Origin of the sequence: Halanaerobacter jeridensis (assembly GCF_016908315.1) — a bacterium.
GTDB lineage: Bacteria > Bacillota > Halanaerobiia > Halobacteroidales > Halobacteroidaceae > Halanaerobacter > Halanaerobacter jeridensis.
The window spans coordinates 62,196-86,929 of sequence record NZ_JAFBDQ010000012.1; the positions used below are offsets into that span (position 1 = coordinate 62,196).

General features: G+C 33.1%; 21 protein-coding genes. 20 read left to right on the forward strand and 1 reads right to left on the reverse strand.

Going from position 1 to position 24,734, the window contains the following annotated elements; genetic code table 11:
- Window positions 1-27 precede the first annotated feature (27 nt).
- The 13 genes from JOC47_RS11220 (at window position 28) to JOC47_RS11280 (ending at window position 10,684) form a co-directional block, all read left to right on the forward strand.
- Window positions 28-2,070: an EAL domain-containing protein gene (locus JOC47_RS11220; protein WP_204702168.1), complete on the forward strand. Its 2,043-nt coding sequence runs from the start codon at window positions 28-30 to the stop codon at window positions 2,068-2,070.
- A complete protein-coding gene (locus JOC47_RS11225; protein ID WP_204702169.1) occupies window positions 2,030-2,320 on the forward strand; it encodes a DUF427 domain-containing protein in 291 nt (96 codons plus the stop codon). Before JOC47_RS11220 ends, JOC47_RS11225 begins: the two co-directional genes overlap by 41 nt.
- Before the next feature lie 107 nt (window positions 2,321-2,427).
- Window positions 2,428-3,861, forward strand: a complete 1,434-nt coding sequence (locus tag JOC47_RS11230) for a dihydrolipoyl dehydrogenase family protein (protein WP_204702170.1) — start codon at window positions 2,428-2,430, stop codon at window positions 3,859-3,861.
- Between the two features lie 104 nt (window positions 3,862-3,965).
- Window positions 3,966-4,673, forward strand: coding sequence for a flavodoxin family protein (locus JOC47_RS11235; protein WP_338035347.1), 708 nt, complete (start codon window positions 3,966-3,968; stop codon window positions 4,671-4,673).
- A 70-nt stretch (window positions 4,674-4,743) separates the two neighbouring features.
- On the forward strand, window positions 4,744-5,085 hold the full coding sequence (locus JOC47_RS11240; protein ID WP_204702171.1) for a DUF1622 domain-containing protein: 342 nt from the start codon (window positions 4,744-4,746) through the stop codon (window positions 5,083-5,085).
- 170 nt (window positions 5,086-5,255) lie between these two features.
- Entirely contained in the window at window positions 5,256-5,603 is a 348-nt protein-coding gene (locus JOC47_RS11245; protein ID WP_239551144.1) for a DsrE family protein, read from the forward strand.
- Window positions 5,604-5,755: 152 nt separating this feature from the next.
- Window positions 5,756-6,325, forward strand: a complete 570-nt coding sequence (locus JOC47_RS11250; RefSeq protein WP_204702173.1) for a methyl-accepting chemotaxis protein — start codon at window positions 5,756-5,758, stop codon at window positions 6,323-6,325.
- A 13-nt stretch (window positions 6,326-6,338) separates the two neighbouring features.
- Window positions 6,339-6,869, forward strand: coding sequence for a carboxymuconolactone decarboxylase family protein (locus JOC47_RS11255; RefSeq protein ID WP_204702174.1), 531 nt, complete (start codon window positions 6,339-6,341; stop codon window positions 6,867-6,869).
- A gap of 15 nt (window positions 6,870-6,884) precedes the next feature.
- Window positions 6,885-7,505 (forward strand): flavodoxin family protein, encoded by a 621-nt coding sequence (locus tag JOC47_RS11260; protein ID WP_204702175.1) that lies wholly within the window; start codon window positions 6,885-6,887, stop codon window positions 7,503-7,505.
- A gap of 163 nt (window positions 7,506-7,668) precedes the next feature.
- Window positions 7,669-8,427: a methyl-accepting chemotaxis protein gene (locus JOC47_RS11265; protein ID WP_204702176.1), complete on the forward strand. Its 759-nt coding sequence runs from the start codon at window positions 7,669-7,671 to the stop codon at window positions 8,425-8,427.
- Window positions 8,428-8,438: 11 nt separating this feature from the next.
- Window positions 8,439-9,539, forward strand: coding sequence for a hypothetical protein (locus tag JOC47_RS11270; protein WP_204702177.1), 1,101 nt, complete (start codon window positions 8,439-8,441; stop codon window positions 9,537-9,539).
- 147 nt (window positions 9,540-9,686) lie between these two features.
- On the forward strand, window positions 9,687-10,277 hold the full coding sequence (locus JOC47_RS11275; RefSeq protein ID WP_204702178.1) for a TlpA family protein disulfide reductase: 591 nt from the start codon (window positions 9,687-9,689) through the stop codon (window positions 10,275-10,277).
- Entirely contained in the window at window positions 10,277-10,684 is a 408-nt protein-coding gene (locus JOC47_RS11280) for an RrF2 family transcriptional regulator (protein WP_204702179.1), read from the forward strand. The genes JOC47_RS11275 and JOC47_RS11280 overlap by 1 nt, the downstream gene beginning before the upstream one ends.
- A 65-nt stretch (window positions 10,685-10,749) precedes the next feature.
- Here the strand turns inward: JOC47_RS11280 and JOC47_RS11285 are convergent, their stop codons facing one another.
- Complete coding sequence (locus tag JOC47_RS11285) at window positions 10,750-12,747, reverse strand: MSCRAMM family protein (RefSeq protein ID WP_204702180.1); 1,998 nt, start codon at window positions 12,745-12,747, stop codon at window positions 10,750-10,752.
- 237 nt (window positions 12,748-12,984) lie between these two features.
- Between JOC47_RS11285 and JOC47_RS11290 the strand changes: the two genes are divergently transcribed.
- From JOC47_RS11290 to topA, 7 genes are all read left to right on the forward strand, one after another.
- On the forward strand, window positions 12,985-13,224 hold the full coding sequence (locus tag JOC47_RS11290) for a hypothetical protein (protein WP_204702181.1): 240 nt from the start codon (window positions 12,985-12,987) through the stop codon (window positions 13,222-13,224).
- Window positions 13,225-13,244: 20 nt separating this feature from the next.
- On the forward strand, window positions 13,245-13,922 hold the full coding sequence (locus tag JOC47_RS11295; RefSeq protein ID WP_204702182.1) for a TVP38/TMEM64 family protein: 678 nt from the start codon (window positions 13,245-13,247) through the stop codon (window positions 13,920-13,922).
- A 132-nt stretch (window positions 13,923-14,054) separates the two neighbouring features.
- A complete protein-coding gene (tkt, locus tag JOC47_RS11300) occupies window positions 14,055-16,013 on the forward strand; it encodes a transketolase (RefSeq protein WP_204702183.1) in 1,959 nt (652 codons plus the stop codon).
- A 117-nt stretch (window positions 16,014-16,130) separates the two neighbouring features.
- Complete coding sequence (locus JOC47_RS11305) at window positions 16,131-17,933, forward strand: S8 family serine peptidase (protein ID WP_204702184.1); 1,803 nt, start codon at window positions 16,131-16,133, stop codon at window positions 17,931-17,933.
- A 176-nt stretch (window positions 17,934-18,109) separates the two neighbouring features.
- Entirely contained in the window at window positions 18,110-19,921 is a 1,812-nt protein-coding gene (locus JOC47_RS11310; RefSeq protein ID WP_204702185.1) for an HD-GYP domain-containing protein, read from the forward strand.
- Window positions 19,922-20,096: 175 nt separating this feature from the next.
- Complete coding sequence (locus JOC47_RS11315; protein ID WP_204702186.1) at window positions 20,097-21,779, forward strand: glycoside hydrolase family 13 protein; 1,683 nt, start codon at window positions 20,097-20,099, stop codon at window positions 21,777-21,779.
- Between the two features lie 657 nt (window positions 21,780-22,436).
- A complete protein-coding gene (topA, locus tag JOC47_RS11320) occupies window positions 22,437-24,674 on the forward strand; it encodes a type I DNA topoisomerase (RefSeq protein ID WP_204702187.1) in 2,238 nt (745 codons plus the stop codon).
- Window positions 24,675-24,734 lie beyond the last annotated feature (60 nt).

Here is a 24,734-nt window from a genome sequence, read left to right on the forward strand (position 1 = left end):
ATTTATGTAATTAGGGGTGGTATTACTATGGAAGAAATTGTTTTAATAGAAGATATAGATAATTATAGAATCTTAATTAATAAAAGCGGAGATATTATAGGAGTTGGGACTGGAGTAGGGGAATTACTTGCAGTCCCTACTGCTGATATACTAGGAGATAGTTTTTTTTCCTTTTTTAGTGAAAGCGAACAAATAAAAGTGGAAGAAATATTAAAAAAAGTTATTGTTGATAATCATAATGAAAAATTAGAAAAGGTTACTATAAATATTAATCAACAAAAGAAAAAAGTTGATTTGAAATTTAATTTAATTAAAGAAGAAGAAGGAGAAATAATTGAGGTTTGCCTAATTAAATCTAAAGAACGGCAAAAAGTTAAAACTAAAACTGAGATTTTAGCTGCTTTACCGGATAAAAGTCCTAATCCAGTAATACAGTTAGATCATGATGGTACTATTTTATATGCTAATCAGGCTAGTCGAGAACTAATGCAGGAATTAGGGGTCTCTAAAAATGACAAGGTTCCTAAAGAATATCAAGAAATAGTGGATGAAGTACTAGCTACTAATGGTAGTAGAGAAATTACTGTGCAATTAGGAGAAGAAATTTATCTCTTTTCTTTTGCTGCCTATACTAAACATGAGTGTGTGTATCTTTACGGTCAGGATATAACGGGCTTAAAGCAGGCTAATAAACATATTGAACAATTGGTTAATTATGATTTGTTATCAGGATTACCTAATCGTAATTTGTTTATTGACCGCTTAGAGAGATTAATTATTAAGGCCAAAGAGGCTGATGAGCTGATTGCGGTTTTATTCGCAGATATTGATGATTTCAAGAAGATTAATGATACTTTTGGTCATCAGGCAGGAGATAAATTGTTGACTGATACGGCTAATAAATTGGAGGAATGTATTACTGAGAGTGATACTTTGGCCCGTTTAAGTGGCGATCAATTTGGGATTTTGATTAATGGTATGAACGATATCACTAGATTAAATCAAATACTAGAAGATATCATGGATGAATTTAAAGAGCCATTTACTGTTTATCCTGATCCATTTTGTGACCAAGGTAAAGAAGTATTTGTCAGTGTCAGTATGGGAGTTTCACTTTATCCCCAGGATAGTACTGAAGTAGAACAGTTAATTAAGAATGCTGAAGTAGCTATGCATAAGGTTAAACAGGCAGGCAAAAATAACTATAGATTTTTCTCCCAAGAAATGAATGAATCATTTTTGCAAGAACTAGAGCTAGAAGCTAAATTACGTCGGGCCCTAGATAGAAAAGAATTTATTCTTTATTATCAACCACAAATTGATATTCAAGAAAATACCGTTGATGGGGTTGAGGCCTTAATTAGATGGGATAATGATGAATTAGGGCTAGTTTCTCCAGGACAATTTATTCCTTTGGCTGAAAGAACAGGACTAATATTAGAAATTGGGAATTGGGTTTTACAGCGTGCTTGCTGTGAGACAAAATTTATGCAAGAAAAAACAGGCATGGATTTAGAGATAGCAGTTAACCTATCACCGCGACAGTTTAAAGATAAAGAATTAATTGATAAAGTAGATAATGCTTTGGATCAGAGTGGTTTGGCTCCTCATTATTTAACTTTAGAAATAACTGAAAGTATAATTATGGAAGATATAGACCAGAGTATTGAAACTTTGATGCAGTTAAAAGAAAGAGGAATTAATATCTCAGTTGATGATTTTGGAACTGGCTATTCGTCTTTAAATTACTTAAGTACTTATCCGCTAGATGAGTTGAAGATAGATCGGTCTTTCATTATGGATATTCCTGCAGATGAAGAGAAAGTATCTATTTCGAAAGCAGTTATTAATTTAGCTCATGCTTTAAATTTAACAGTAACTGCTGAAGGAGTAGAAGAATATGAGCAAATTAAATTTTTAAAAGAAAATGAATGTGAGAGATTACAGGGGTATTATTATTCTAAGCCAGTACCTAGAGATAGTATGCTGCACTTTTTAGAATATAAAAATAATTTTGAGGAGGGAAAATATGACGGAACAGGCTATTTGGCGGGGATTAATAGTCGCTGAAAGTAGTGATTGTATTGTAGTAGAAGGTAATCACTATTTTCCACCTGGTGATGTAAAAAAAGAATACTTAGTTTCTAGTGATAAAGAGACAATTTGTCCTTGGAAAGGTAGAGCTGAATATTATAATTTAGTTGCACAGCGCACTTCTGTAGAAAATGTAGCTTGGTCTTATCCTGAACCTAAAGATAAAGCACAACAGATAAAAGAATATATTGCTTTTGCTGACCAGATAAAAGTAGAAGAAAAATAGCTTCAAATTTGATTGGAGCTATTTTTTTATTTCTAATTCGGATAATAAAAGTCTATAATATGGATGCATTTTACAATTAATTCAATGAGAAGTGAGGAGGGATAATAATGTCTAATTATGAATATGATTTAATAGTAATTGGTGGTGGAGCTGCAGGCATAACTTCAGCTTTTACTGCGCAGGGATTAGGAAAGAAAGTAGCGATTGTTGAAGAAAATAAGCTAGGTGGAGAATGCACTTGGTCTGGTTGTGTCCCGAGTAAAGCATTGATTAAAGCAAGTAAAGTAGCACACGAGAGTCAGACAGCAGACAAATACGGGATTAAAACAACAGTAGAGATTGATGATGAGGAAGTTTTAGATTATGTAAATTCAGTTATCCAGAAGGTTTATCAAAAGGAAAACCCAGAAGTATTTGCAGAAGCAGGCATTACTGTTTTTAAAGAGAGAGCAGAATTTGTAGATGGTCAGACTCTTAACGTAGGAACAGAGGAGATAACAGCAGATAAGATTATGATTGCTACTGGGAGTAAACCTTTTGTGCCGCCAATCCCGGGGCTAGATGAAGTAGACTATCTAACTAATGAAAGTTTCTTTGAGTTAAGTGAACTGCCTGCCTCAATGATAGTTTTAGGTGGGGGAGCAATTGGAGTGGAGTTGGCCCAAGCTTTAAATCGTTTAGGAGTAGAAGTAACAATTGTAGAAATGCAGGATAATATTTTACCCCGCGAAGAACCAGAACTAGTTAATATTTTAAGAGATAAGTTAGTAGCAGAAGGGGTAAATTTACTGACTGGTTATAAAGCAGAGCAGGTAGCACAGAATGATGAGCAATTAATTGAGGTAACAGCAGTTGATAAAGCAGAAAATGAAAGAACAGTTAGTGCTGAGAAGTTATTGGTCGCTGTAGGTAGAAAACCTAATACAGAAACTCTTAATTTAGATGAAATAGGTGTTGAAACTAAGCGGCAAGGTATAGTAGTCGACCAGACATTAAAAACATCAGTCCCTAATATTTATGCCTGTGGAGATATTGTAGGTCCTTATCGCTTTAGCCATGTGTCTAACTATGAAGGAGTGACTGCTACTTTGAATGCTGTGCTGCCTTTACCAATCAAACGAAAAGTTGATTATTCTAATTTATTATGGGTTACTTATACAGACCCTGAATTGGCCCATTTAGGATTAACTGAGGCTCAAGCTAGAGAAGAATATGGAGAGCAAATAAAAATTTATGAGTATGATTATGCCGAATTAGATAGAGCAGAAACAGACTCTAACGGTGAAGGTAAGGCTGAATTCATTTGTGATAAGAAAAATAAGATTATTGGGGTTCATATTTTAGGTGCCCGAGCTGGGGAGTTAATTCACGAAAGTCAGGTTTTAAAGAATTTGAATCAGCCGCTTACTAAGTTAAATGCAATGATTCATGCTTACCCTACTTATTCTGAATTAAATAAGCAAGTTGGGAAAGAAGCACAAATTAAGGGTTTAAAAGAGAAGTTCTCTTGGGTAGATAAATTAATGTGGTGGCGAGATTAACTAGATGTTTTTTCTGAATTATCTTAATATTTTGAATAATGATTTATTAATTAATTTTAAGTAGTAGAGAGAATATAATAAACTAATTCAAGGGGGCGTTAATAGTGGATTTAGATTTTAGTGATTTGAAGGCGGTATTTTTGAATTGCACTTTGAAGAAGTCGCCGCAGCAGTCTCATACTAGAGGTTTATTGGATGTTTCGAAGCATATTATGGAAGAGAATGATGTTGATGTCGAAGTGATTAGAGTAGTAGACCATCAAGTAGCCAATGGAGTTTATTCTGATATGACTGAGCACGGTTGGGAGGAAGATGACTGGCCGGAAATTTATGAAAAGGTACAAGAGTCTGATATTCTTATTTTAGGCACGCCGATTTGGCTAGGAGATAAATCATCTGTTTGTACAAAAGTAATTGAGAGATTATATGCTTCTTCAGGTGATTTAAATGAAGAAGGACAGTATGCTTATTATGATCGTGTGGGCGGGACAATCATTACTGGTAATGAAGATGGGGCTAAACACTGTGCTATGAATATTTTGTACTCCTTACAGCATTTAGGATTTTTGATTCCACCGCAAGCTGATGCAGCTTGGTTAGGAGAAGCAGGACCTGGTCCATCTTATTTAGATGAAGATTCTGGCGGACCAGAGAATGATTTTACTAATCGAAATACTACTTTTATGACTTGGAATTTAATGCACATGGCAAAGATGATTAAAGAGCAAGGTGGGATTCCTGCTCACGGTAATCAACGTAGCAAATGGGATGCGGGATGTAGATTTGATCATCCTAATCCAGAATACAGATAAAAATCACAAATATAGCTGATGCTCATAATCTAATGGGCATCAGTCATATTTAAATCGAGGAGTGATGTTGATGGAGCAGTTAACCGAAACATTGGCTTTATTTATTGCTTTGGCAGGTGTAGCAGTTATTATTTGGGGCGTGATCATGGCTTTAATTGCTTTAATTAAATTAGAAATTGGACGGTTTAACGGGATGGCTATTTGTTCGAAACGTGATAATTTGCGTCATCATTTGGGTTCTTATCTCTTATTGGGACTAGAATTTTTAGTAGCCGCAGATGTAATTCACACCATTTTACATCCTGGTCGAGAGGAATTAATAATTTTAGGAGCAATAGTGCTAATTAGAACTATATTAAGTTTCTTTTTAAATTTGGAAATGAGAAATAACCATAAAAATTGTACGAAATAAGTTTATAATAAAGAATTAGTATAATTTTAGCGATAGATGTTGGTTAATGTTTGACTTTTGAATATTTAGTTATTATAATAACAACTAAATAAGAGTTATAAACTCTGAGTTTTGTATTTTTTTGGAATTAACTCGGATGATTAAAATCGCAATTAAAGGAGTTGATGCTAATGAGCCAAGATTTAGCAGGGTTAACAGTGGTTTGGACTAGCGGAGATAAAGAAGTAGCTAAAAAAATGGTATTCATGTATACGCTGACTGCAAAATTAAATGGTTGGTGGGATAATATTCGCTTTGTTATTTGGGGTCCTTCATCTAAGTTGTTAAGTCAAGATGAGGAATTGCAAAAAGAATTAGCTAAAATGAAAGAAGCAGGAATCAAATTAGAAGCTTGTAAAGCTTGTGCTGACCAATATGGAGTAAGTTCTAAATTAGAAGAGCTAGGAATTGATGTTAAGTATATGGGCCAACCGCTAACGGAGTGCATTAAAGGCGATTGGGAAGTAGTTACTTTTTAATTAGATTAATTCGGATAATGAAAGTCTGAAAAACGGAATGTATTTAGAGGAGGTGTATTAGATGGAGTCCGATTTATTGTTTTCGCATCATAGAAGATATAGAAAGTTTATCAGAAAAAGTTGATGTAGGTGGAGAAAACATTAATGAAACGGTGACTAGTATTAAAGAAATCCGCCGTGCAGTTCAAGAGACAGTCGATATAATTGAAAAACTCGATGATAATGCTCAAGAAATTGAAGAGATAGTAGATTTGATTAATAATATAGCTGAACAGACTAATTTATTAGCGTTAAATGCTTCGATAGAAGCAGCGAGAGCAGGCGAAGAGGGGCATGGATTTGCAGTAGTAGCTGAGGAAATACGACAATTGGCAGAAGAAACTGCCCAAGCCACAGATGAAATTTCTAATTTAATCACTAAAACACAAAAGCAATCTAAAAAAGGATTAAGTTCTGTCCAAAAAGTAAAACAAAAAACTAAACAAGGAGAAAAAGTTGTTAAAGAAACAGGAACGACTTTTTCTGAAATAGAAACAGCAATTGAAAAGACTGCAGTCCGCATTGATGAAACTGCTGATTTTGCTAATCAACTAGCTGAAAATAGTCAGCAAGTTGATAATGCGACTGAAGAAATTAAACTAATGTCAGATGAGGTTGCTAGTTCGGCTGAAAAATTAACCGAGATGGCACAAAAGTTGCAAAGATTAATAGAAGAAATTTAAAGGGGGAGATAGTATGAATAGAACTAAACTAGTTAGTGAAGAAGAGGCAGAAGGATTAGTCGAAGAAATTTATGGCGGTATCAAAAAAGATTTTGGTGGAGTCCCAAATTTATTTAAGGCATTAGCTGTGAAACCGGGTATTTTAAAAGCCAATCTAGAAAAAGTTAAAAGTATAATGATGACAGGAGATTTAGATAGAACTTTAAAAGAAATGGTAGCAGTAGTAGTTTCAGAAGCTAATGGCTGTGATTATTGTGTAGGTGCTCATTCAGCTTTTTTAAATCAATTGGGAGTAAAGGAAGAGACAATTAATGAAGTATTAACAGATATTGATAGTGCAGATATTAGTAAAAAGAGGAAGAAAATTTTAAATTTTGCTGTCCAGTCAACAACTAATCCCCATCAAATTTCTGATGCAGAGTTTAATCAGATTAAAGAATTAGGGTTTACAGATGCTGAGATAGTAGAATTAGTGTCTGTAATTGATTTATTTACATCTTTTAATATATTTTTAGATACTTTAGAGGTTCAATTAGATCTTTAAAACAGGAGTGATATAATGGCAACTATCTTAGGTGTCAGCGGTAGCCCAGTGGCAAATAGTAATACGGATCGGTTGATAAAATTAATTTTAGAAGAAACAGAACAAGATTCTGAATTTATAAAATTATCTAATTATGATTTACATCCTTGTCAAGCTTGTTTAGGTTGTGTGGAGGATAATATCTGTAAGCAGAATGATGATTGGCAGGAATTAGAACCTAAGCTAAAAGAAGCAGAAGGCTTTGTAATTGGAAGTTATGCCCCTTATGATATATTAGATGCTCATACGAAGATTTTTATAGAGCGAATGTATGCCCTGCGGCATCAAAAACTATTGAATAATGGCAAAGCAATAATTAGCATTGCCCTTGGACAACCAGAAAGTAATAGTGCCCAACAAGCGATTGAACAAATTAATAATTTTGCCGAACATGAAGGGATGGAAGTAGTGGCTTCTATTAAAGCCCAAGGAACTTCGACTTGTGTAGCCTGCGGCTATGGAACTGATTGTGCAATTAGGTCGACTGATAAAGAAACAATCAAACAGCAAGAATATAATCAAATTGAAGAGCAACCTCAGGTTTTAGAACAAGCTCGTCAAGCTGCCCAAAAGATAAGTAAAAATTTGTCTAAATAAAAGGAAAAAGAGATTGTATGTTTAATTAATAAATAGTACAAGGTAATTTTTTATTTAAGTTAATAAATGAAAAATGTTTTTATTTAGCTTATAATTCAGATAATAAATATCCGAATTATAGGACTGGTTAGAGAACGTTAATTTAATCTAAGGGGGAATTAATATGTCGGCAGAAAATGAAGAAATTTTTGAACAGATTGAAGAAGCGAAATATACGATGGATGAACAAAAAGGAAATATTCAATCGTTGGTTGATATTTCAAAAGATGTAGCTGGCTATTCGACAGAAGTTTTAGAAGTAGTAGATGATATTAAAGATTTATCTGAAGAAACAAGTGATTTATCCCAGTCGGGAGAAGAACAAATTGAAGAGGCAGTAGAGCAAATTGAAGAAATAAATGAGCATGTGCAAGATATTGAAGCAAGAATGGAGGCTTTAGAGGAGTTTTCTAATGAAATTTTGAATATTATTGGTGTGCTGCAGGATATTGCTTCTAAAACACATATGTTATCTCTAAATGCTTCGATTGAAGCAGCCAGAGCAGGAGAGGCTGGTAAAGGTTTTGCAGTAGTAGCAGAAGAAGTAAAAAAATTAGCTGAGGATAGTTCTAAATCTTCAGAAGAAGTAGAGGAATTAATCCATAAAATTGTGGGAGAAATAGAGGAGTTATCTACTGCGGCTGAAAATGCAGCGGAAGAAGCTGAAGAAGGTAAAGAAGAGGTGCAAGATTCTAAAGATACTTTCCAATCCATTCAAGAACGAATAGTTCAGCTTGAGAATAATAATCAGGAAGTTTATCATAAGGCGGATGAAATGAGTAATATAAGTGACCAAGTAGAAGAGTTAAGTGAGCCGATTGCAGAGAATCGAGTTATCATTTCAGAGGGCATAGATGCTGCTCTGTCGCTTGAAGAAGAATAGAGGTGAATATGATGTTAATTATTGATGTAATAATTGTTTTAATATTAGTTGCAGTCGGTTATATGTTAGATGATTACTTTAATTTAACTGCTTTATATATTACTCCTCCTGTAGCAGGAGGAGTAATTGGAATTATAGTAAATTTAGTAAACTATGCTATGACAGGTTCAATGTGGCTTCCACATCAATTTGGCCCGCAGCTGCTAATAACTATATTTTTATTTTCAATTGGAGTTAAAATAGCTTTAACTTACGGTAAAAAGCATTTAATTTCGTTGTTTAATTTATTTTGGATTACTGTTGTAATTATGTTCATCATTGATGCTGTAGCAATTATGACTACTAATAATTCAGTATCATTGTTTGCTTTTGGCAGTAGCTCATTAGCTTGGAATGGAGCGTGGCTAAACTTTATCCAGCAAGTGTTTCCTAATTTAACTACAATTCAATTTTATTTTCATGCTTCACTATTAGCTGCTTTTTTGCTTGCTCCAGTGGTAGTGAAGATGTTTGTATTTTTTGAAGTGGAGGAAATACAAAATCCGGCTCGACCACAAATAGGTGATTGGCATTGGGGAGTAGTCATTGTTTCATTATTTTTAGCTCTAACTGCAATTTTTATGCGGACTAATTTTCTAGCCGGAATTCCTTATTTATTTAGTTTTATTATTGCTATGTGGTTAGGCATTATAGTGGGATTAGTGATTGATCATTTTGCAAATGATAAGCAAGATCAAATGTTAACTAGTATAGGAGAATTAGGTTTATTATCTTTGTATGGATTTATAGTATCAATGTTATTAAAATCTACTAATATTGTTGTAACTAATTGGAATTTACGTTTGCTTTATTTATTAATAATCAAAATTATAATTATTACAGTTATTCATATTATATTGGCTAAATTATTGGTAAAAGATCATCATGATTTAGTGCTGATGGGGGCTTGTTGGGCTTTCACTTTAAGTGCTCCTGTAGCTTGTATGAATACAATGAATTCAATAGTTAGATATCATGGTGAAGCTGATGATGTGCTTTTATTAGTACCTCCAATTGTGTTATGGTTGATTAATTATGCTCATTATGGTGTTTTTATTTGGTTATTGCATTAGTTGAAATTTAGAGATGAATTTGCTAGAATACTTAATGGTATCTTAAACTTAGTTTGGTTTTATAAAAAAATACTTTCTTGCGATGAAAGATGAAATAGAAGAAATTTATGAAGAGTATAATCATTAAAGAGAGGAGAGTGGAGGCGGATGAAGAAAAAATATTTACAAAAATTTATATTAGGATTATTAATTGTGGGCTTGCTTGGTGGAGTAGTAATTTATAATACACCAGTGCAGGCTATGAGTAGTGAGCCTCAATCTGAGGAGCAAAGTGCAAATGGCAATAATAAAAGTAAGCCGGACGGGGAATATGGTTTGGAAGTAGGAAAGTTAGCTCCTTTGTTTACTTTATCTAACCTCAAAGGAGAAGAAGTTAGTTTGAAAGATTTACGAGGGAAATATGTAGTGCTTAACTTTTGGGCAGCTTGGTGTCCTCCTTGTCGAGCTGAAATGCCGGACTTAAATAAGTTTCATCAAGAAAACAAGGAAGAATTTATTGTAGTGGGAGTTAATTTAGCTGATAAAACAAAAAAAGTTAGAGAGTTAATGAATGAAGAAGGATATGACTACCCTATATTACTAGACCACAATAAAGAAATAGGATCTAGATATAGAGTATCGGCAATCCCTACTTCCTATTTCCTTGGCCCGCAAGGAAGAATTAAATATATTAAACGCGGCTTAATCACTGCAGAAGAACTAAAGAAAATTAAAGAGAAAATAATGGAGGGTGAGTAATGAAGTTATCACAAAAAACAGAATATGCTCTGCATAGTTTGTTATATTTAGCTTATAAGAGTCCAGATGTGATTTTAGTTGATGAAATTGCTGAGGACCAAAATATTTCTAAAAGCTATTTAGCTAAGGTAATGCAGAAATTATCAAAAGCTGGTTTGGTTAAATCATATGTAGGAGCCGGGGGCGGTTATGATTTAGCGAAAGATCCATCTGAAATAACTTTTGCAGATGTGATGAGAATTTTTGAGTCAGAAGATTATGTACTAGATTGTTTAGCTGAAAAAAGAGGTTGTACTAAAAAATCATCTCATTGTGAAATGCTAACTGCTATTGATGATGCTTATCAGACAATGTTAAAAGAGCTAGAAGAGACAACAATTGAAGATATTTTAGATTCTTTTGATTGATTTAAAATGAGATAAAAATAAAAAGACCTACCGTAAAAACCGGTAGGTCTTTTTTAATGCTGTAATTATTTTTGATGCTTAATAATTACAACTCCTATTTTACCTTCATATCCTTCTGGTGGATAAATACTAAATTCACTTTGATCTACTTTGAAGTAGTTAACACCATAATTACTAGCTTCTTCAGTTGCTAGCTTAGGCATTTTAGCTAAATCAAATTGAGAGTAATTATAGATTGGATTATCAATTTCTTCTATAGAATCAGTTACATTAGTAGTTACCCAGTTAAGATAAATATGGTTGAAGTTTGTTCCAGTATGGTCAGCAATAACTTCTCGTGGTCCTTTAGAACTAGTAACTAACTTGTAAATCAATTCTGTACCAAAATGATCTGCTAGGTAGTTAGTAAATAGTCCTGCAGCACCTGTGAAAGGTAGGCTACCATCATGAACTAATAAATTAACTTCAGAAGTATTATTTAAATATCCAAAGTCTTGGTCATAAACCCAACCATTACCTTTTTCTGGGGACCAACCTTCGCTAGCAGGTCCGATATATCCTAATAGTTGAGGAGCTAATTGAGATAATCCTTGGTTAATCCAAGCATCATTAGCAACACGACCAGCTTTTGCTTTATCAACAAAGAAGTTTAAATGTTGATATTGATGAGCAGCAGAAGTTAATAATGTGTTTCCGCTACGTCTAGCATTAATATAGAACATAGGTTCTTCATTACCTAACTCCGGATATAAGTCTGCTGCATCAAAGTATCCTGTCATTTGATAATCAGTAAACTGTGATAATAGTACTGTGATTTTACCATTAATATTCTTTTTATTTGTCAAAGAAGGGAAAATATTATTATCAAACTCAGTTACTAAATCATTCAAATCGCTTTCTTTAACATAAGAGTCTTCTCCTACGAAAACATAAATATGCTCTCCTGCTTTAGCTAATTCCGCAGATATAGTTCCTTTTTTACATACCTTTTCAGGTAGCTTAAATTCTTTAGTATCACCAACTTGATAATTTCTCTCGGCATTTGCAAAGTTAGTACCGTGTTCTTTAACTAATTGATTTTCTTTACGACGAGGTTCATAAATATTTTCTTCATTAATTTGCTTCCAATTTAACTTAGTTAAAGCTACAATTAGTTCTTCATTGTCAGCTAATGAACTAAGCTGAACTGTTTGGCTACCTTGCTTAGCGGAGAAGATATTATGGCCAATTGGACCACCTTTTAAAACAGCATTAAGGTTAGTATTAGATTTTAAGTTAACCTCTTTAGTCCAATTTTCATAACTTGGATGCTTAATTGTAACAGTATAGTTTCCAGAATCTAAATCTTTGAAACTAGTTTGAGCAGCAGTTTTTTCTTCTACTACTGAACCATTAGCTTTAATTTGTACTGTAGCTGGTAATGGATTTTCATTTATGTCTGCAACTTTAACGTTTAAATCCACTTTTTTCTGCTGTTGCTTTTGCTCTGCAGTTTCAGATTTAACTTTAGCTAATTTTAAGCTAGTTCTTAAGTTTTGGTCTGTAATAGTGATGTTTTTAGTAGCACTTTGATAACCATCTTTAGTTACTGAAAGTTGATAGTCACCAGCTTTTAGGCCTTCGATTGTAGCACTACCATCAGTAATAGTTTTAGTGTGAGTTGCTGTTGTACCTTCTAATTTTGCTGTCGCAGTTAAGTTCTCACCAGATTGATTAGTAACATTAAGCTTAAGATTATAAGTTTTTTCTTTTAAAGTTACTTCATAGCTAAGATTTTTTCCTTCTAAAGTAACTGATTCAGTAATGGCTTGATAACCTTCTTTGCTAACATTTAACTTATATGTTCCAGTGGGAATATCCTTAAACTGAGCTACCCCATTACTGCTTTCTTTTTCTCTAGTTTGGCCCCCACGGCTGGCCGTGATTGTTGCATTTAGATTTTGCCCTGCTTCATCCTTAACTTCGACTCTAAGATTTCCTAAGTCTTGATTACATCCTACTAAAAGCAATAAACTAGTTAATAAAATTGTCATAACCAACATTTTAGTATTATTTTGTCTCATATGATTCCCCCCTTAATAGATTATGATTTCTCATTTAACATTCTTTCTAGATATGAGGTTGATTTCCTTTATTAATTAGCATTTTTTTAATTTTTCTTGTTAGTATTTTAAAATAAGAGAATGATTAGAATAAATCGTTAGCACAGTTTTCATAGTCTTTAATAATTAATTTTAATATGTTATTATTATAATAGAAGATAGTAATATATTTAATAAATAATAACAGGGGTGATTATAATGTTAAATAAGAAGATTGATCAGTTAATTGATGAAGTAGTTGCTGAGGGTGATATTATGATTACTCCTAATCAAGAAGAACAAGTTAAATCTATTTTATTAAAGCGTTGTGAAGAAGCAGAATGGAATGGTGCTAATAAGGAAGAAGTTAAAGAAGTGATTAATTGTGTTAATTCTTCAGAAAAAATTAGTGAGTTGGATTTATCAGAAGAGATTCCTGTTAATGACAATACTGAGTGATCAATTAAGGATTGATAATTATGATAAATAGAACGAAGGTGTTTATGACTACAATAATTATTGCTATAATTGTCGCTTTAATTAGATATTTTGATTTAATATATTATATAGAATTAGATAATATTACAGAACTTCCCCAATTGATTGATAAATTTGGGTTATGGGCTCCAATTATTTATATATTATTATATACTTTATTTTGCTTATTTTTTTTGCCTCGTTTTCCAATTACTCTGTTAGGAGGGGTAGTATTTGGGCCAGTCTGGGGGACTATTTGGGTATCTCTAGCCGCAACTGTAGGGGCAACGGTTTCTTTTTTAGTTAGTCGCTATTTAGCTGCCGGACTAATTAAAAGAAAATTCGGTGCTAGTAAACATTTTAAAAAGATTCAACAAGGTGTGGAAAAGCATAATTGGCGAATGTTAGTGATTACTAGAATGATTCCAGTATTTCCTTTTAATTTACAAAATTATTTGTATGGTCTAACTAATATAAAATTACTAACTTATATAGTAGTTTCTTGGGTTTCTATGTTACCGGCTACAATTGCTTATTGTTTTGCTGCTGGGTCTATTGTTGAAGGAACTACTAGTATTAAAAGTACTTTATTTTATCTTGGAGTAGCAGCAGTAGTGTTTGTTTTACTTTCTTTACTACCTAAATTTATGAAAGAGAAGGTCTTTATAGATAAAGATTAATTTGAAGTAGCGAATAAATCGATTAAAACTAATTAAGGTTGGCATTCAATTAGGACTTATGGTATAATGTAAACCGAAATATTAGATGCTAGTAAATAGTTAAAAGTTATAAAATCAATAAGGAGGAATAAAATGTTAAAAGAAGTAGCAAACATAACTAGAGGATTATCAGTTGATGCAGTAGAAAAAGCAGGTTCTGGACATCCTGGGATGCCGGTTGGATGTGCTGATATTGGGGCAGTTTTATATGGTGAAGTGATGGATTTTGATCCTACAAGTCCTGAATGGCCTGACCGAGATCGATTTGTTCTTTCAGCGGGACATGGTTCAGCGTGGTTATATTCATTCTTACATTTAACAGGTTATGACTTGAGTTTAGAAGATTTAAAGAATTTTCGACAATTAGGTTCCAAAACACCTGGTCATCCTGAATATAATGATACTGAAGGGATAGAAACTACTACAGGACCTTTAGGACAAGGTTTTGCTAATGCAGTAGGAATGGCAATTAGCGAAAAGATGTTAGCTGAAAGATATAATACAGATGAACATACAATTATTGATCATTATACTTATACTATTTTAGGTGACGGCTGTATGATGGAGGGGATTTCCTCTGAAGCAGCATCTTATGCTGGTCATCTTGGATTAGATAAGTTAATTGCAATTTATGATGATAATAATATCTCTATTGAAGGTAAAACCGATATTACTTTCACTGAATCAGTAGTTGATCGTTTCAAATCATATGGTTGGCATGTCATTGAAGATGTAGATGGTCATGATATCGATGCAGTTAAAGAAGCAATTGCAGAAGCTAAAAAGAGTAATAAGCCGACTTTAATTGATGCTAATACTACAATTGCTTATGGGGCGCCTAATAAAGCAGGAACAAGTGATGCTCATGGAGCTCCATTGGGGACAGAAGATATTAAGGGATTAAAAGAGAAATTTGATCTACCAGTAGAAGAAGAATTTTATGTTTCTGATGCTGTACGAGATTTCTTTGCGGAAAGAAAAGAACAATTAGTTGAACAGAGAAAAGAATGGGAAGCTGAATTTGAAGCTTGGGCTCAAGCTAATCCAGAATTAAAAGAACAGTGGGACCAAGCTCATAATTTAGAATTACCACAAGATTTAGAAGAAATAGTTCATGCTGTAGAATTAGATACTCCGCGTGCTACTAGAAAAGCTTCAGGGCCAACACTACGCGCTATAGCAGATGATGTACCTTATTTAGTTGGTGGTTCTGCTGATTTAGCTCCATCTAATAAGACATATTTAAATAAATATAGTGAAATTCAGCCAGGAGAATTCAGAGGACGCAATTTCCGTTTTGGAGTACGAGAACATGCTATGGGAGCAATAGTAAATGGTATTTCTCTACATGCTGGATTAAGACCATTTGCTGCTACGTTCCTTGTCTTTAGTGATTATATGCGTTCAGCAATTAGAATGGCTGCTTTGATGGAACAGCCAGTGGTCTATGTCTTTACTCATGATTCAATTTATATTGGAGAAGATGGACCAACTCATCAACCTGTAGAGCATGTAGAAGCATTACGAGTAATTCCTAATTTAGAGGTTCTAAGACCAGCAGATGAAGAAGAAACAAAAGAAGCTTGGTTAGAAGCCATGAATAGAACTGAAGGACCAACTGCTTTAGTTCTAACTCGACAGAATTTACCTCATTTAGATAAAGAAAATGGACTAGCTGATTTTGATAAAGGTGCTTATGTGGTACAAGGCACTGAAGATGCTGAGATTGTACTTTTAGCTAGTGGTAGTGAAGTTTCTTTAGCTCAGGAAGTTGCAGATGAGTTAGAAGAAGAAAGTAAAATTGTATCTGTACCTGAACGTGAGAAATTCTTAGCTCAAGATGAAGATTATATTAATGAAGTATTAGGTGAAGATACTTTCCGTGTGGTACTTGAAGCAGGAGTCAGCAGTGGATGGTATCAACTATTAAATGATAAATATCATGTAGTGAGTGTGGAAGAATTTGGAGCTAGCGGACCAGGTGCAGAAGTTGGAGAGCACTTTGGTTTCATAGCAGAAGATATTGCTGCAGATATTAAAGAAAAATTATAGCTTAAACTCTGACTCGGGTCTTTTGGGCCCGGGTTTTTTATTTTTTGCACATATCCCTTGACTATTTTATGGAAAATTATTATTATATTACTAAATAAAGGAAAGAGGGTGTGCTGAATGAAGAAAGTTTTAATGTTCCTCTTAGGTGTAATATTGATAGTGTCTTTATTAGGTTGTTCAAGTACTCAAGATGAAGAATTGATGAGTGAGGATAGTCAAGAACAATTGGCACAGTATCAAGAAGGACAGCTAATAGTAGGGATTAAAGAAAAAGAAACAGGAATAAGTACGCAAAATGTTGAAAATTTAATTTCTACTCAAGCTAATCATCATCAACAAAGTATTGAAACTGATGGTTTTAAAGTTATAGATTCGGTCTATGATTTTAGTGATTCAGATTCAATGACTACTCTTAGTAATGAAACAAAAGCAGAAATGGTCAAAACAATGGGATTTGTTTATACAGTAGAGTATGATCAAGAAAAATATGAATCCTATACACGAGCTAAAACTGCTTTGCAAGAATCTTTAAAAAAGTCAGGCAAAGAGATCAAGTATATAGAACCTAATTTTAAGTATTATGCAATTGGAGTTAAAAAGTTTCCAAAGATTCCAAGTCAAGAACAGCTTAGCAGTTCTGTAATTAAGGCGACTGCAATTAATAATCGTCAAACCTGGAATTATGGAATGATTAAAGCTCCTGAAACTTGGGATAGTATTACTAAAGGATCTAGTTCGGTTAAAATTGCTGTATTAGATACGGGAATAGATTATGACCACGAAAGTTTAAGAAGATTAGTTGATAGCAATTTAGGTAGAAGTTTTGTCAGTTATTCTTTTAATGATGGTAATGGACATGGAACTCACGTTGCAGGTACGATTGCTAGTCAAGGTAGAGTTTCAGGAGTAATGCAAAATGCTACTTTAATTCCTGTTAAAGTTTTGGGAGACCAAGGTGGGGGTAGCTTAAGTGCTATTCAAAAAGGAATTTTGTATGCTGCGGATATAGGAGCAGATGTAATTAATATGTCTCTTGGCGGTGGTGGTTATTCGCGGGCTATGGCTGATGCTTGTCAAACTGCTGTTAATCGAGGCACAGTTGTTGTAGCTGCAAGTGGGAATGAAGGTCGCTCTAGTATTGCATATCCATCACGGTATAACAGTGTTATTGCTGTAGGAGCAGTAGATTCTAGAGGGAATAAAGCTAACTTTTCTAATTATGGCTCAGGATTAGAGGTTGTAGCGCCTGGAGTTAATATTTATAGTACTTATGCTGGTAATCGATATAATAGTTTGTCTGGAACTTCAATGGCTACCCCTCACGTAGCTGGAGTAGTAGGTTTAATGAGAGCCGCCAATCCTAATGCTTCTGTAGGAGAAATTCGCTCAGCTTTACACAATACAGCTCAAAATGCAGGTAGCAGTACTTATTATGGCGAAGGAATTGTTAATGCTTATCAAGCAGTAAATGCTGTCTATAATGGTAATGATGACAATGATGATGTTCAGCCTTCTCCAGACCCAGACCCGAGTCCTAGTCGAAATCTTGCTTTGAATAAAGCAATTTCTGCTTCAGATAGTTACTCTTCTTATCAACCTGATAATGCTAATGATGGTAATACTAATGATACTTTTTGGGCTACAAGAGCTGATTATTATTCAGATTGGCTAATGCTTAATTTGGGAGAAAGAAAAAGAGTTAATAAGGTACGAGTTAAATGGAGTGCTCAAAATTATGCTATAAATTATGGAATTTACTATTATGATAACGGTTGGCAGCTTGCTGCAAAAGTAAATCGTGGCGATGGTAATTGGGATGAGATTAAATTTGACCGGGCTATTAATGCTCAACATTTTTGCTTAATAGCAGAGGAAAATAATTCTTATTATTATACTGTTTATGAATTTGAATTATATTAAGATTTATTTAAAGGCTCAGATTTTATCTGAGCCTGTTTTATTTTTTGTTAACGAGATTTTAACTTAAAGATAATTTTTTATTAATATATAGATGTTAAAATATATTTAAGTAAATCTACTAGAGAGAAGCAACTATAAAATAATCGATTAGATATAGAAAGGAATTAAAATAAGATATGAAATTAAAAATAAGAGATAAGTTTATAATTCATGTAACTTTAATCTTATTTTTATTAACTTCTTTATTTACTTATTCAATTTTAGAGTTACAAAAACGGAATAAAAAGAAAGTGTTAGAACAAAAAATTAATCGTGATTTAAGAGCATTATCTACAATTAATCAAATTCCTCTATGGAATGTTGAGTATAAGACAATGAAGAAAAATTTGAATAGTTTTTTAGAAGACCCAGATATTGTTAGAATTTCTGTTTTTGACCACAGTGGTGCAGAGGTAATAGATTTAGAAAAAGAATATAATATTAAAACTGTAATTAAGAAAAAAGCTGCTGTTAATTATCAAAATCAAAAAATTGGTCTGATTGAAGTTTATTTTACTACTCGGTATTTAGAAGAAAGTATCGATAAGATGAGAAACCACTTATTATTATGGGCTTTAGCGATTTATATTGTGATGGTTACTATTATAGTTATTATTTCTAATATGGTTACTGAACCATTAAATAGGTTGGCCCATAATATCCATGAGCTGGACTTTAATAACCCCGAAAAGTTAACCACAGGAATAGAAAAAACAGATCTGCAAGAGGTAGATATGCTCTTGTCATCATATCAAGAGATGGTAGGAGAATTAGCAGCTGCATTTGAGGAATTGGATGCTAAAACTGAACGATTAAATCAATCTTATCAAGAAGTAGAGAAAGTTAATAAGAATTTACAAGAGATTATCTCCTTATCCTCTTCACTTAGTAGTTCGGTTTTTGCCGAAGAGAAGGAAGAATTTTTACATGATTTATTAGAAAAAGCAAATAGTTTGATTTCTGAAGCAGATTATGGGAGTATCTATTTAGTGGAAGAGGGTAAAATAAATTATATTGATGCTATTGGTCATAATTTAGAACAATTGCAAGAGTTAGATTTAAATAAAGAAAATTTTGAAATTAGTAATGAAGAAGTAGTAATTATTGATAATATTTCAGAAGAAGAAAATCTAAGTTTAGACTCTGAGACTGAGAATAAATTCTATAATGCAACTAAGAAGATGAAATCATCGCTTATTTTCAAATTATGTGTTAATGATAAATGGAAAGGTGGAATTTCTCTTGATATTGCTGAGGGTAGTGAAGCTGAGTTTGAAGCTGAAGCAATAGAAAGTATTACTGCTTTTGGTAATTTAGCATCTGCTTTTTTAACCATGAAGAATCATCGCGATATACATGAGAAATTTCAGCAAGAGTTAATTATGTCGTTCATTAAATTATTAGAGTTATATGATAAATATACTAAAGGTCATTCACAAGGTGTAGCTAATTTATGTTTTGAAATTGCAGAAGGCATGGGTTTAGATGAAGAAACTGTTAATTTAGCTTACTGGTCAGGAATGCTGCATGATATTGGTAAGATACTAGTCGATAAAGATATTTTGAACAAACCGTCTAGATTGACTGATGATGAATATGAAGAGATAAAATATCATTCTAATTATGGGTATCAAGTTTTAAAGGAATCTTCTTCCTCAGAATTAAGGACAATTGCTAATTATATAAGGTATCACCATGAAAGATGGGATGGTGGTGGATATCCGGAAGGATTAGCAGGAGAAGAAATCCCATTAATTTCAAGAATTATTTGTGTTGCTGATACGTGGAATACAATGCGGACTGATAGACCTTATCGTGAAAAATTATCCCGAGTTAAAGCAATTGAGGAATTAAAAGATAATAAGGGAACTCAGTTTGCGCCAGAAGTAGTTGATGTGTTTTTGGATTTGTTGAACTGTGATAAAAATCAAAATAAATGTATAATCTAATCGATAGATCCCAGGATTAAATCCTGAGATCTATTTTATTTTTTAGTGATATAGTTGATAAAAGTAATTGAGTTCTTTATAATTAAGTTGAATCGTTGCAAAAGAATTACATTAATAGAGAAAAAGAAAGATACATAGCTGAGAGTATTATACTAAATTTTGAGGAGGAAAAAAGATGAATGTAAGTAAAGAATGGTGGAAAGAAGCAGTTGTTTATCAAATTTATACGCGGAGTTTTAATGATACAAATGGTGATGGAATTGGAGATTTGCAAGGAATTATTGAAAAGGCAGATTATTTAAATAAATTAGGAATTGATGTAGTCTGGTTAAATCCAGTTTACCAATCGCCAAATGATGATAATGGTTATGATATTAGTGATTATCAAGATATTATGGATGATTTTGGTACTTTAGAAGATTGGGAAGAGTTATTAGAAGCATTACACCAGCGTGGAATTAAATTGATTATGGATTTAGTAGTTAATCATACTTCTGATGAACATGAATGGTTTCTAAAGTCTAAATCATCTAAAGATAGTGACTACCGTGATTATTATTATTGGCGTCCAGGGCAAGATGGGAATCCACCTAATAATTGGGGCTCATTTTTTGATGATACAGCTTGGGATTATGATGAAGCAACGGAAGAATATTATTTACACTTATTCTCTAAAAAACAGCCTGATTTGAATTGGCGAAATCCTGAAGTGCGCGAAGAAGTTTATGAGATGATGACGTGGTGGTTAGATAAAGGGATTGATGGTTTTAGAATGGATGTGATTAATATGATTTCCAAACCTGATGGTCTGCCAGATGGAGAAGAAGGTCCAGGTGTAAATGGCTTTGACCAATTTGTGAATGGTCCACGGGTTCATGAGTATTTAAAAGAGATGAATCAAGAAGTTTTGAGTAATTATGATATTATGACTGTAGGAGAAACGCCGGGAGTTAGTCCTAAAGAAGGAGCTAAATACGTAGGAGAAGATCGAGATGAATTAAATATGGTCTTCCAATTTGAGCACGTTGATATTGATGTTGGTCCGGATGGGAAATGGGGTAAAATTGATGAATGGCAGTTAACAGATTTAAAAGAGATTATGAGCAAGTGGCAGTATGAGATGGAAGAAAGAGATGGTTGGAATAGCCTGTATCTAAATAATCATGATCAACCGCGGATGGTGTCTCGCTTTGGAGATGATGAAGAATATCGTCGTGAATCAGCGAAGATGTTAGCTACTTTTCTTCATACTTTACAAGGCACGCCTTATATTTATCAAGGTGAGGAAATCGGCATGACTAATTGTCCTTTTCAAGATATTGAGGAAGTAGATGATATAGAAACTGTGAACAATTTTGAGGATATTAAAGAAAGTGCTGGAGGTTACGAAGAAGCAATGGAAGTAGTGCGTTATCGTAGTCGTGATCATGCCCGAACTCCAATGCAGTGGAATGATAGTCAGAATGCTGGGTTTACTACTGGAGAACCGTGGTTAAAAGTTAATCCTAATTATACTGAAATCAATGTGGAATCTGCTTTAGAAGATGAAGAGTCAGTTTTTCATTATTATCAGCAGTTAATTGAATTGAGGGATCAGTATCCTATTTTGGTTTATGGGCAGTATGAATTGATTTTAGATGATGACCAAGAAATCTATGCTTATACGAGAACTTTAGAAGACGAACAACTATTAGTTATACTTAACTTCTTTGACGGCGAGCCGGAATTTGATTTACCGTCAGAAATTGAGTTTGAAGAAAAAGAATTGTTAATTAGCAATTATGATGTAGATGAAGCTGAAAGTATTGAACACTTCCTGCTGCAGCCTTATGAAGCTAGAGTGTATAAACTGAAATAATCTAGAAAATATTAAATAGATATTAATTTCATCATAATCAAGGACTATTGGAAAGTGGTCCTTGATTATTTAATTTGATAAAATTTTTAAAATAAGAACTTATTAGAACAATTTTCTCTTAATTAAAGCAGGAACTAAGCTCTTTAGTCTTGAAAGCAGTTAATAGCCTTGCTAATATAGTTAGGAACTATAAGGAGGGTTAAATTATCTTAACAATTAAGTGTGCTAAATGTAAAAGTAAATTATTAAAATATAAAAAAATTGGTTCAGGGCAAGTTTTACGGTGTTGGGAGAGTAAAATCCGTAAAATTTATGGTGAATTAGAGAATGATAAATTATATTGTCCTCAGTGTGGTAATTTGATTGCTGAAGTTCGTACTGACAGGGAAGAAAATTATCTGAAGATGGAGCAGAGTCAATTTACATTTAGCGGGCATAAAATTTAGCTTCAGATTTTATCTAGCTATGTTATAATAGAGCTAAAGAAAGTAGCGAAAATAAAATTAATTAGTTGATAAAAGGATAAATATGTTAAAAAAAGAAGGAAATATGATAAATGTCTATAATAAATAACTATATAAATCTTAATTTATTTTATTTATGCTATAATTTATCTTATAATAAAGATTAAAGTTTAGAGAAAGGAGCTAAGTGGTAATGGGATATAATTTAGTAGTTGTAGAAAGTCCAGCTAAAGCTAAAACTATAGGTAAATATTTAGGGCAGGGCTATCAAGTTCAATCTAGTCTAGGTCACTTTAGAGATTTACCTAAAAAAGAACTAGCAGTAGATGTTGAAAATAATTTTGAACCAACTTATGTAATTACCAATAAAAAGGCAGTAAATAATTTAGAGGAACATTATCAAAATGCTGATATGGTCTATATAGCTAGTGACCCTGATCGAGAAGGAGAAGCAATTGGTTGGCATGTAAAGAAAGTTCTTGATTTGGATACTGGTGAATATCAACGAGTCACATTTAATGAAATTACTAAAACTGGTATTAAGAGAGGGATTGAAAATCCTCGTGATATAGATATGGATCGTGTTAATTCCCAGCAGACCCGAAGAATTTTAGATCGCTTAGTAGGATATAAACTGTCACCTTTGTTGTGGAAGTTTATTAGAAGAGGATTATCAGCGGGGCGAGTGCAGAGTGTAGCCTTGAAGATGGTAGTGGAATTAGAAAGAGAAATTGAGGCCTTTGAGCCTGATGATTATTGGACGATTAAAGGAGATTTTGCAGATAATTTAGAAGGGTTTAAATTAAACAAAGTAGCTGATGAGAAGATAAAGAAGGCTAGATTGTGGGAAAAAAAGAAAGTAAATACCCTAGAGGAGAACTTGGCCCAGGGGGATCAATTTGAAATTACGGGCTTAAATACTGAACAGAAGAAAAAATATCCTTATCCGCCGTTTACTACTTCTACTTTACAGCAGACTGCTTATAAGACACTGCGTTTTTCTTCTAAGAAAACGATGTATTTAGCACAGCAGTTATATGAAGGTATAGAAGTAAATGGGGAAACAGTAGGTTTGATCACTTATATGCGTACAGATAGTGTAAGAGTTAGTAATCAAGCTAAAGGGCAAGCGCAGAAGTATATTAAAGATCGTTTTGGTGAGGAATACACTTATAGTTATTCTCGTAGTGTATCCAAGAATGCTCAAGATGGTCACGAAGCTATTCGACCTACTTCTATTTATCGAACTCCTCAGAAGGTGCGCGGTAGTTTAACAGAAGACCAATATAAATTATATAATTTAATTTGGAATAGCTTTTTAAATTCACAGTTAGCTCCGATGGAATATCAACAATTAGAAATTTTAACTGAAAAAGATAATTATCAATTTAGAGGATTAGTTAATAAGATTACCTTTGATGGCTATTTTAGTAATTTAAATAGTGATAATTCCAATTATAAGAGCGAGCTTCCTACCTTAAAAGAAGGGGAGACAGTTGATTTATCTAAATTAGATATCAAAGATAAACAAACTAAACCACCTAAACGATATACAGAAAGTAGAATGGTTAAAACCTTAGAGAAAGAAAATATTGGACGTCCATCAACCTTTAGTAATATTATTTCTACTTTAAAAAAGCGGAAGTATGTTAAAGTGAGTAAAGGGAAGTTCTATCCAACTACCTTAGGGATTACTGTTAATGATTTTTTAGTTGATCACTTTCCTAATCTAATTAATATTGATTTCACGGCCGAAATGGAAGAAGGATTAGATGCTATTAGTAAAGGTGATAAGAACTGGAAAGAGTATTTACAGCAATTCTGGGAACAATTTGAACCAGAATTAGAAGAGTTAGAAGAAAAAGAAGTTGATAAAACTGAGTATCAAATTAAAACTGATATGAAATGTTCTGAATGCGGTGCAGATATGGTGCTCAAAGAAGGTAAAACAGGTAAGTTTTTAGGTTGTTCTAATTACCCTGATTGTAATAATACTGTTAATATCCCTGATGGAATTAGAATTGATAGTCGTCAGATTAAGGATAATTATTTAAAAGTTAAAGATCGAATTGAGAAAAAACGCAAAGAGGCAGAAGAAAAGAAGAAGAATATAGTAGAAACAGATTATACTTGTTCTAATGGTAATCCTCTGGTTGTCCGTGAAGGGAGACAAGGTAAGTTTTTAGGTTGTAGTGAATTTCCAAACTGTGGTTGTGGTGATACAGTTAGTATCCCTGATGGATTTGAATTACCAAAAGGAGAAAAAATTGAAATTAAAGCTGACTTAGAGAAGTATAAAGAAGAAGGTGGTAAGTATGGTCACTGCCCTGAATGTGGAGGTTTATTACGGAAAATAACCACTAAACGAGGTTCTTTTTTAGGATGTAGTAATTATCCTAAATGTAAGCATACTGAACAATTAGATGATTAAGTAAAGAAGTTTTTAGTTGCTTTGAGGTCAGTTTTTAAGCTGGGAGGGATATAGTATTTT

Excerpts from the sequence above, each read along its gene's own strand:
- JOC47_RS11260 (WP_204702175.1), top strand. The coding sequence starts at position 6,885 with ATGGCAACTATCTTAGGTGTCAGCGGTAGCCCAGTGGCAAATAGTAAT.
- JOC47_RS11295 (WP_204702182.1), top strand. The coding sequence starts at position 13,245 with ATGATAAATAGAACGAAGGTGTTTATGACTACAATAATTATTGCTATA.
- JOC47_RS11245 (WP_239551144.1), top strand. The coding sequence starts at position 5,256 with ATGAGCCAAGATTTAGCAGGGTTAACAGTGGTTTGGACTAGCGGAGAT.
- topA (WP_204702187.1), top strand. The coding sequence starts at position 22,437 with ATGGGATATAATTTAGTAGTTGTAGAAAGTCCAGCTAAAGCTAAAACT.
- JOC47_RS11280 (WP_204702179.1), top strand. The coding sequence starts at position 10,277 with ATGAAGTTATCACAAAAAACAGAATATGCTCTGCATAGTTTGTTATAT.
- JOC47_RS11290 (WP_204702181.1), top strand. The coding sequence starts at position 12,985 with ATGTTAAATAAGAAGATTGATCAGTTAATTGATGAAGTAGTTGCTGAG.
- JOC47_RS11285 (WP_204702180.1), bottom strand. The coding sequence starts at position 12,747 with ATGAGACAAAATAATACTAAAATGTTGGTTATGACAATTTTATTAACT.
- JOC47_RS11225 (WP_204702169.1), top strand. The coding sequence starts at position 2,030 with ATGACGGAACAGGCTATTTGGCGGGGATTAATAGTCGCTGAAAGTAGT.
- JOC47_RS11230 (WP_204702170.1), top strand. The coding sequence starts at position 2,428 with ATGTCTAATTATGAATATGATTTAATAGTAATTGGTGGTGGAGCTGCA.
- JOC47_RS11220 (WP_204702168.1), top strand. The coding sequence starts at position 28 with ATGGAAGAAATTGTTTTAATAGAAGATATAGATAATTATAGAATCTTA.
- JOC47_RS11315 (WP_204702186.1), top strand. The coding sequence starts at position 20,097 with ATGAATGTAAGTAAAGAATGGTGGAAAGAAGCAGTTGTTTATCAAATT.
- JOC47_RS11305 (WP_204702184.1), top strand. The coding sequence starts at position 16,131 with ATGAAGAAAGTTTTAATGTTCCTCTTAGGTGTAATATTGATAGTGTCT.
- tkt (WP_204702183.1), top strand. The coding sequence starts at position 14,055 with ATGTTAAAAGAAGTAGCAAACATAACTAGAGGATTATCAGTTGATGCA.
- JOC47_RS11275 (WP_204702178.1), top strand. The coding sequence starts at position 9,687 with ATGAAGAAAAAATATTTACAAAAATTTATATTAGGATTATTAATTGTG.
- JOC47_RS11240 (WP_204702171.1), top strand. The coding sequence starts at position 4,744 with ATGGAGCAGTTAACCGAAACATTGGCTTTATTTATTGCTTTGGCAGGT.
- JOC47_RS11310 (WP_204702185.1), top strand. The coding sequence starts at position 18,110 with ATGAAATTAAAAATAAGAGATAAGTTTATAATTCATGTAACTTTAATC.
- JOC47_RS11265 (WP_204702176.1), top strand. The coding sequence starts at position 7,669 with ATGTCGGCAGAAAATGAAGAAATTTTTGAACAGATTGAAGAAGCGAAA.
- JOC47_RS11255 (WP_204702174.1), top strand. The coding sequence starts at position 6,339 with ATGAATAGAACTAAACTAGTTAGTGAAGAAGAGGCAGAAGGATTAGTC.
- JOC47_RS11270 (WP_204702177.1), top strand. The coding sequence starts at position 8,439 with ATGTTAATTATTGATGTAATAATTGTTTTAATATTAGTTGCAGTCGGT.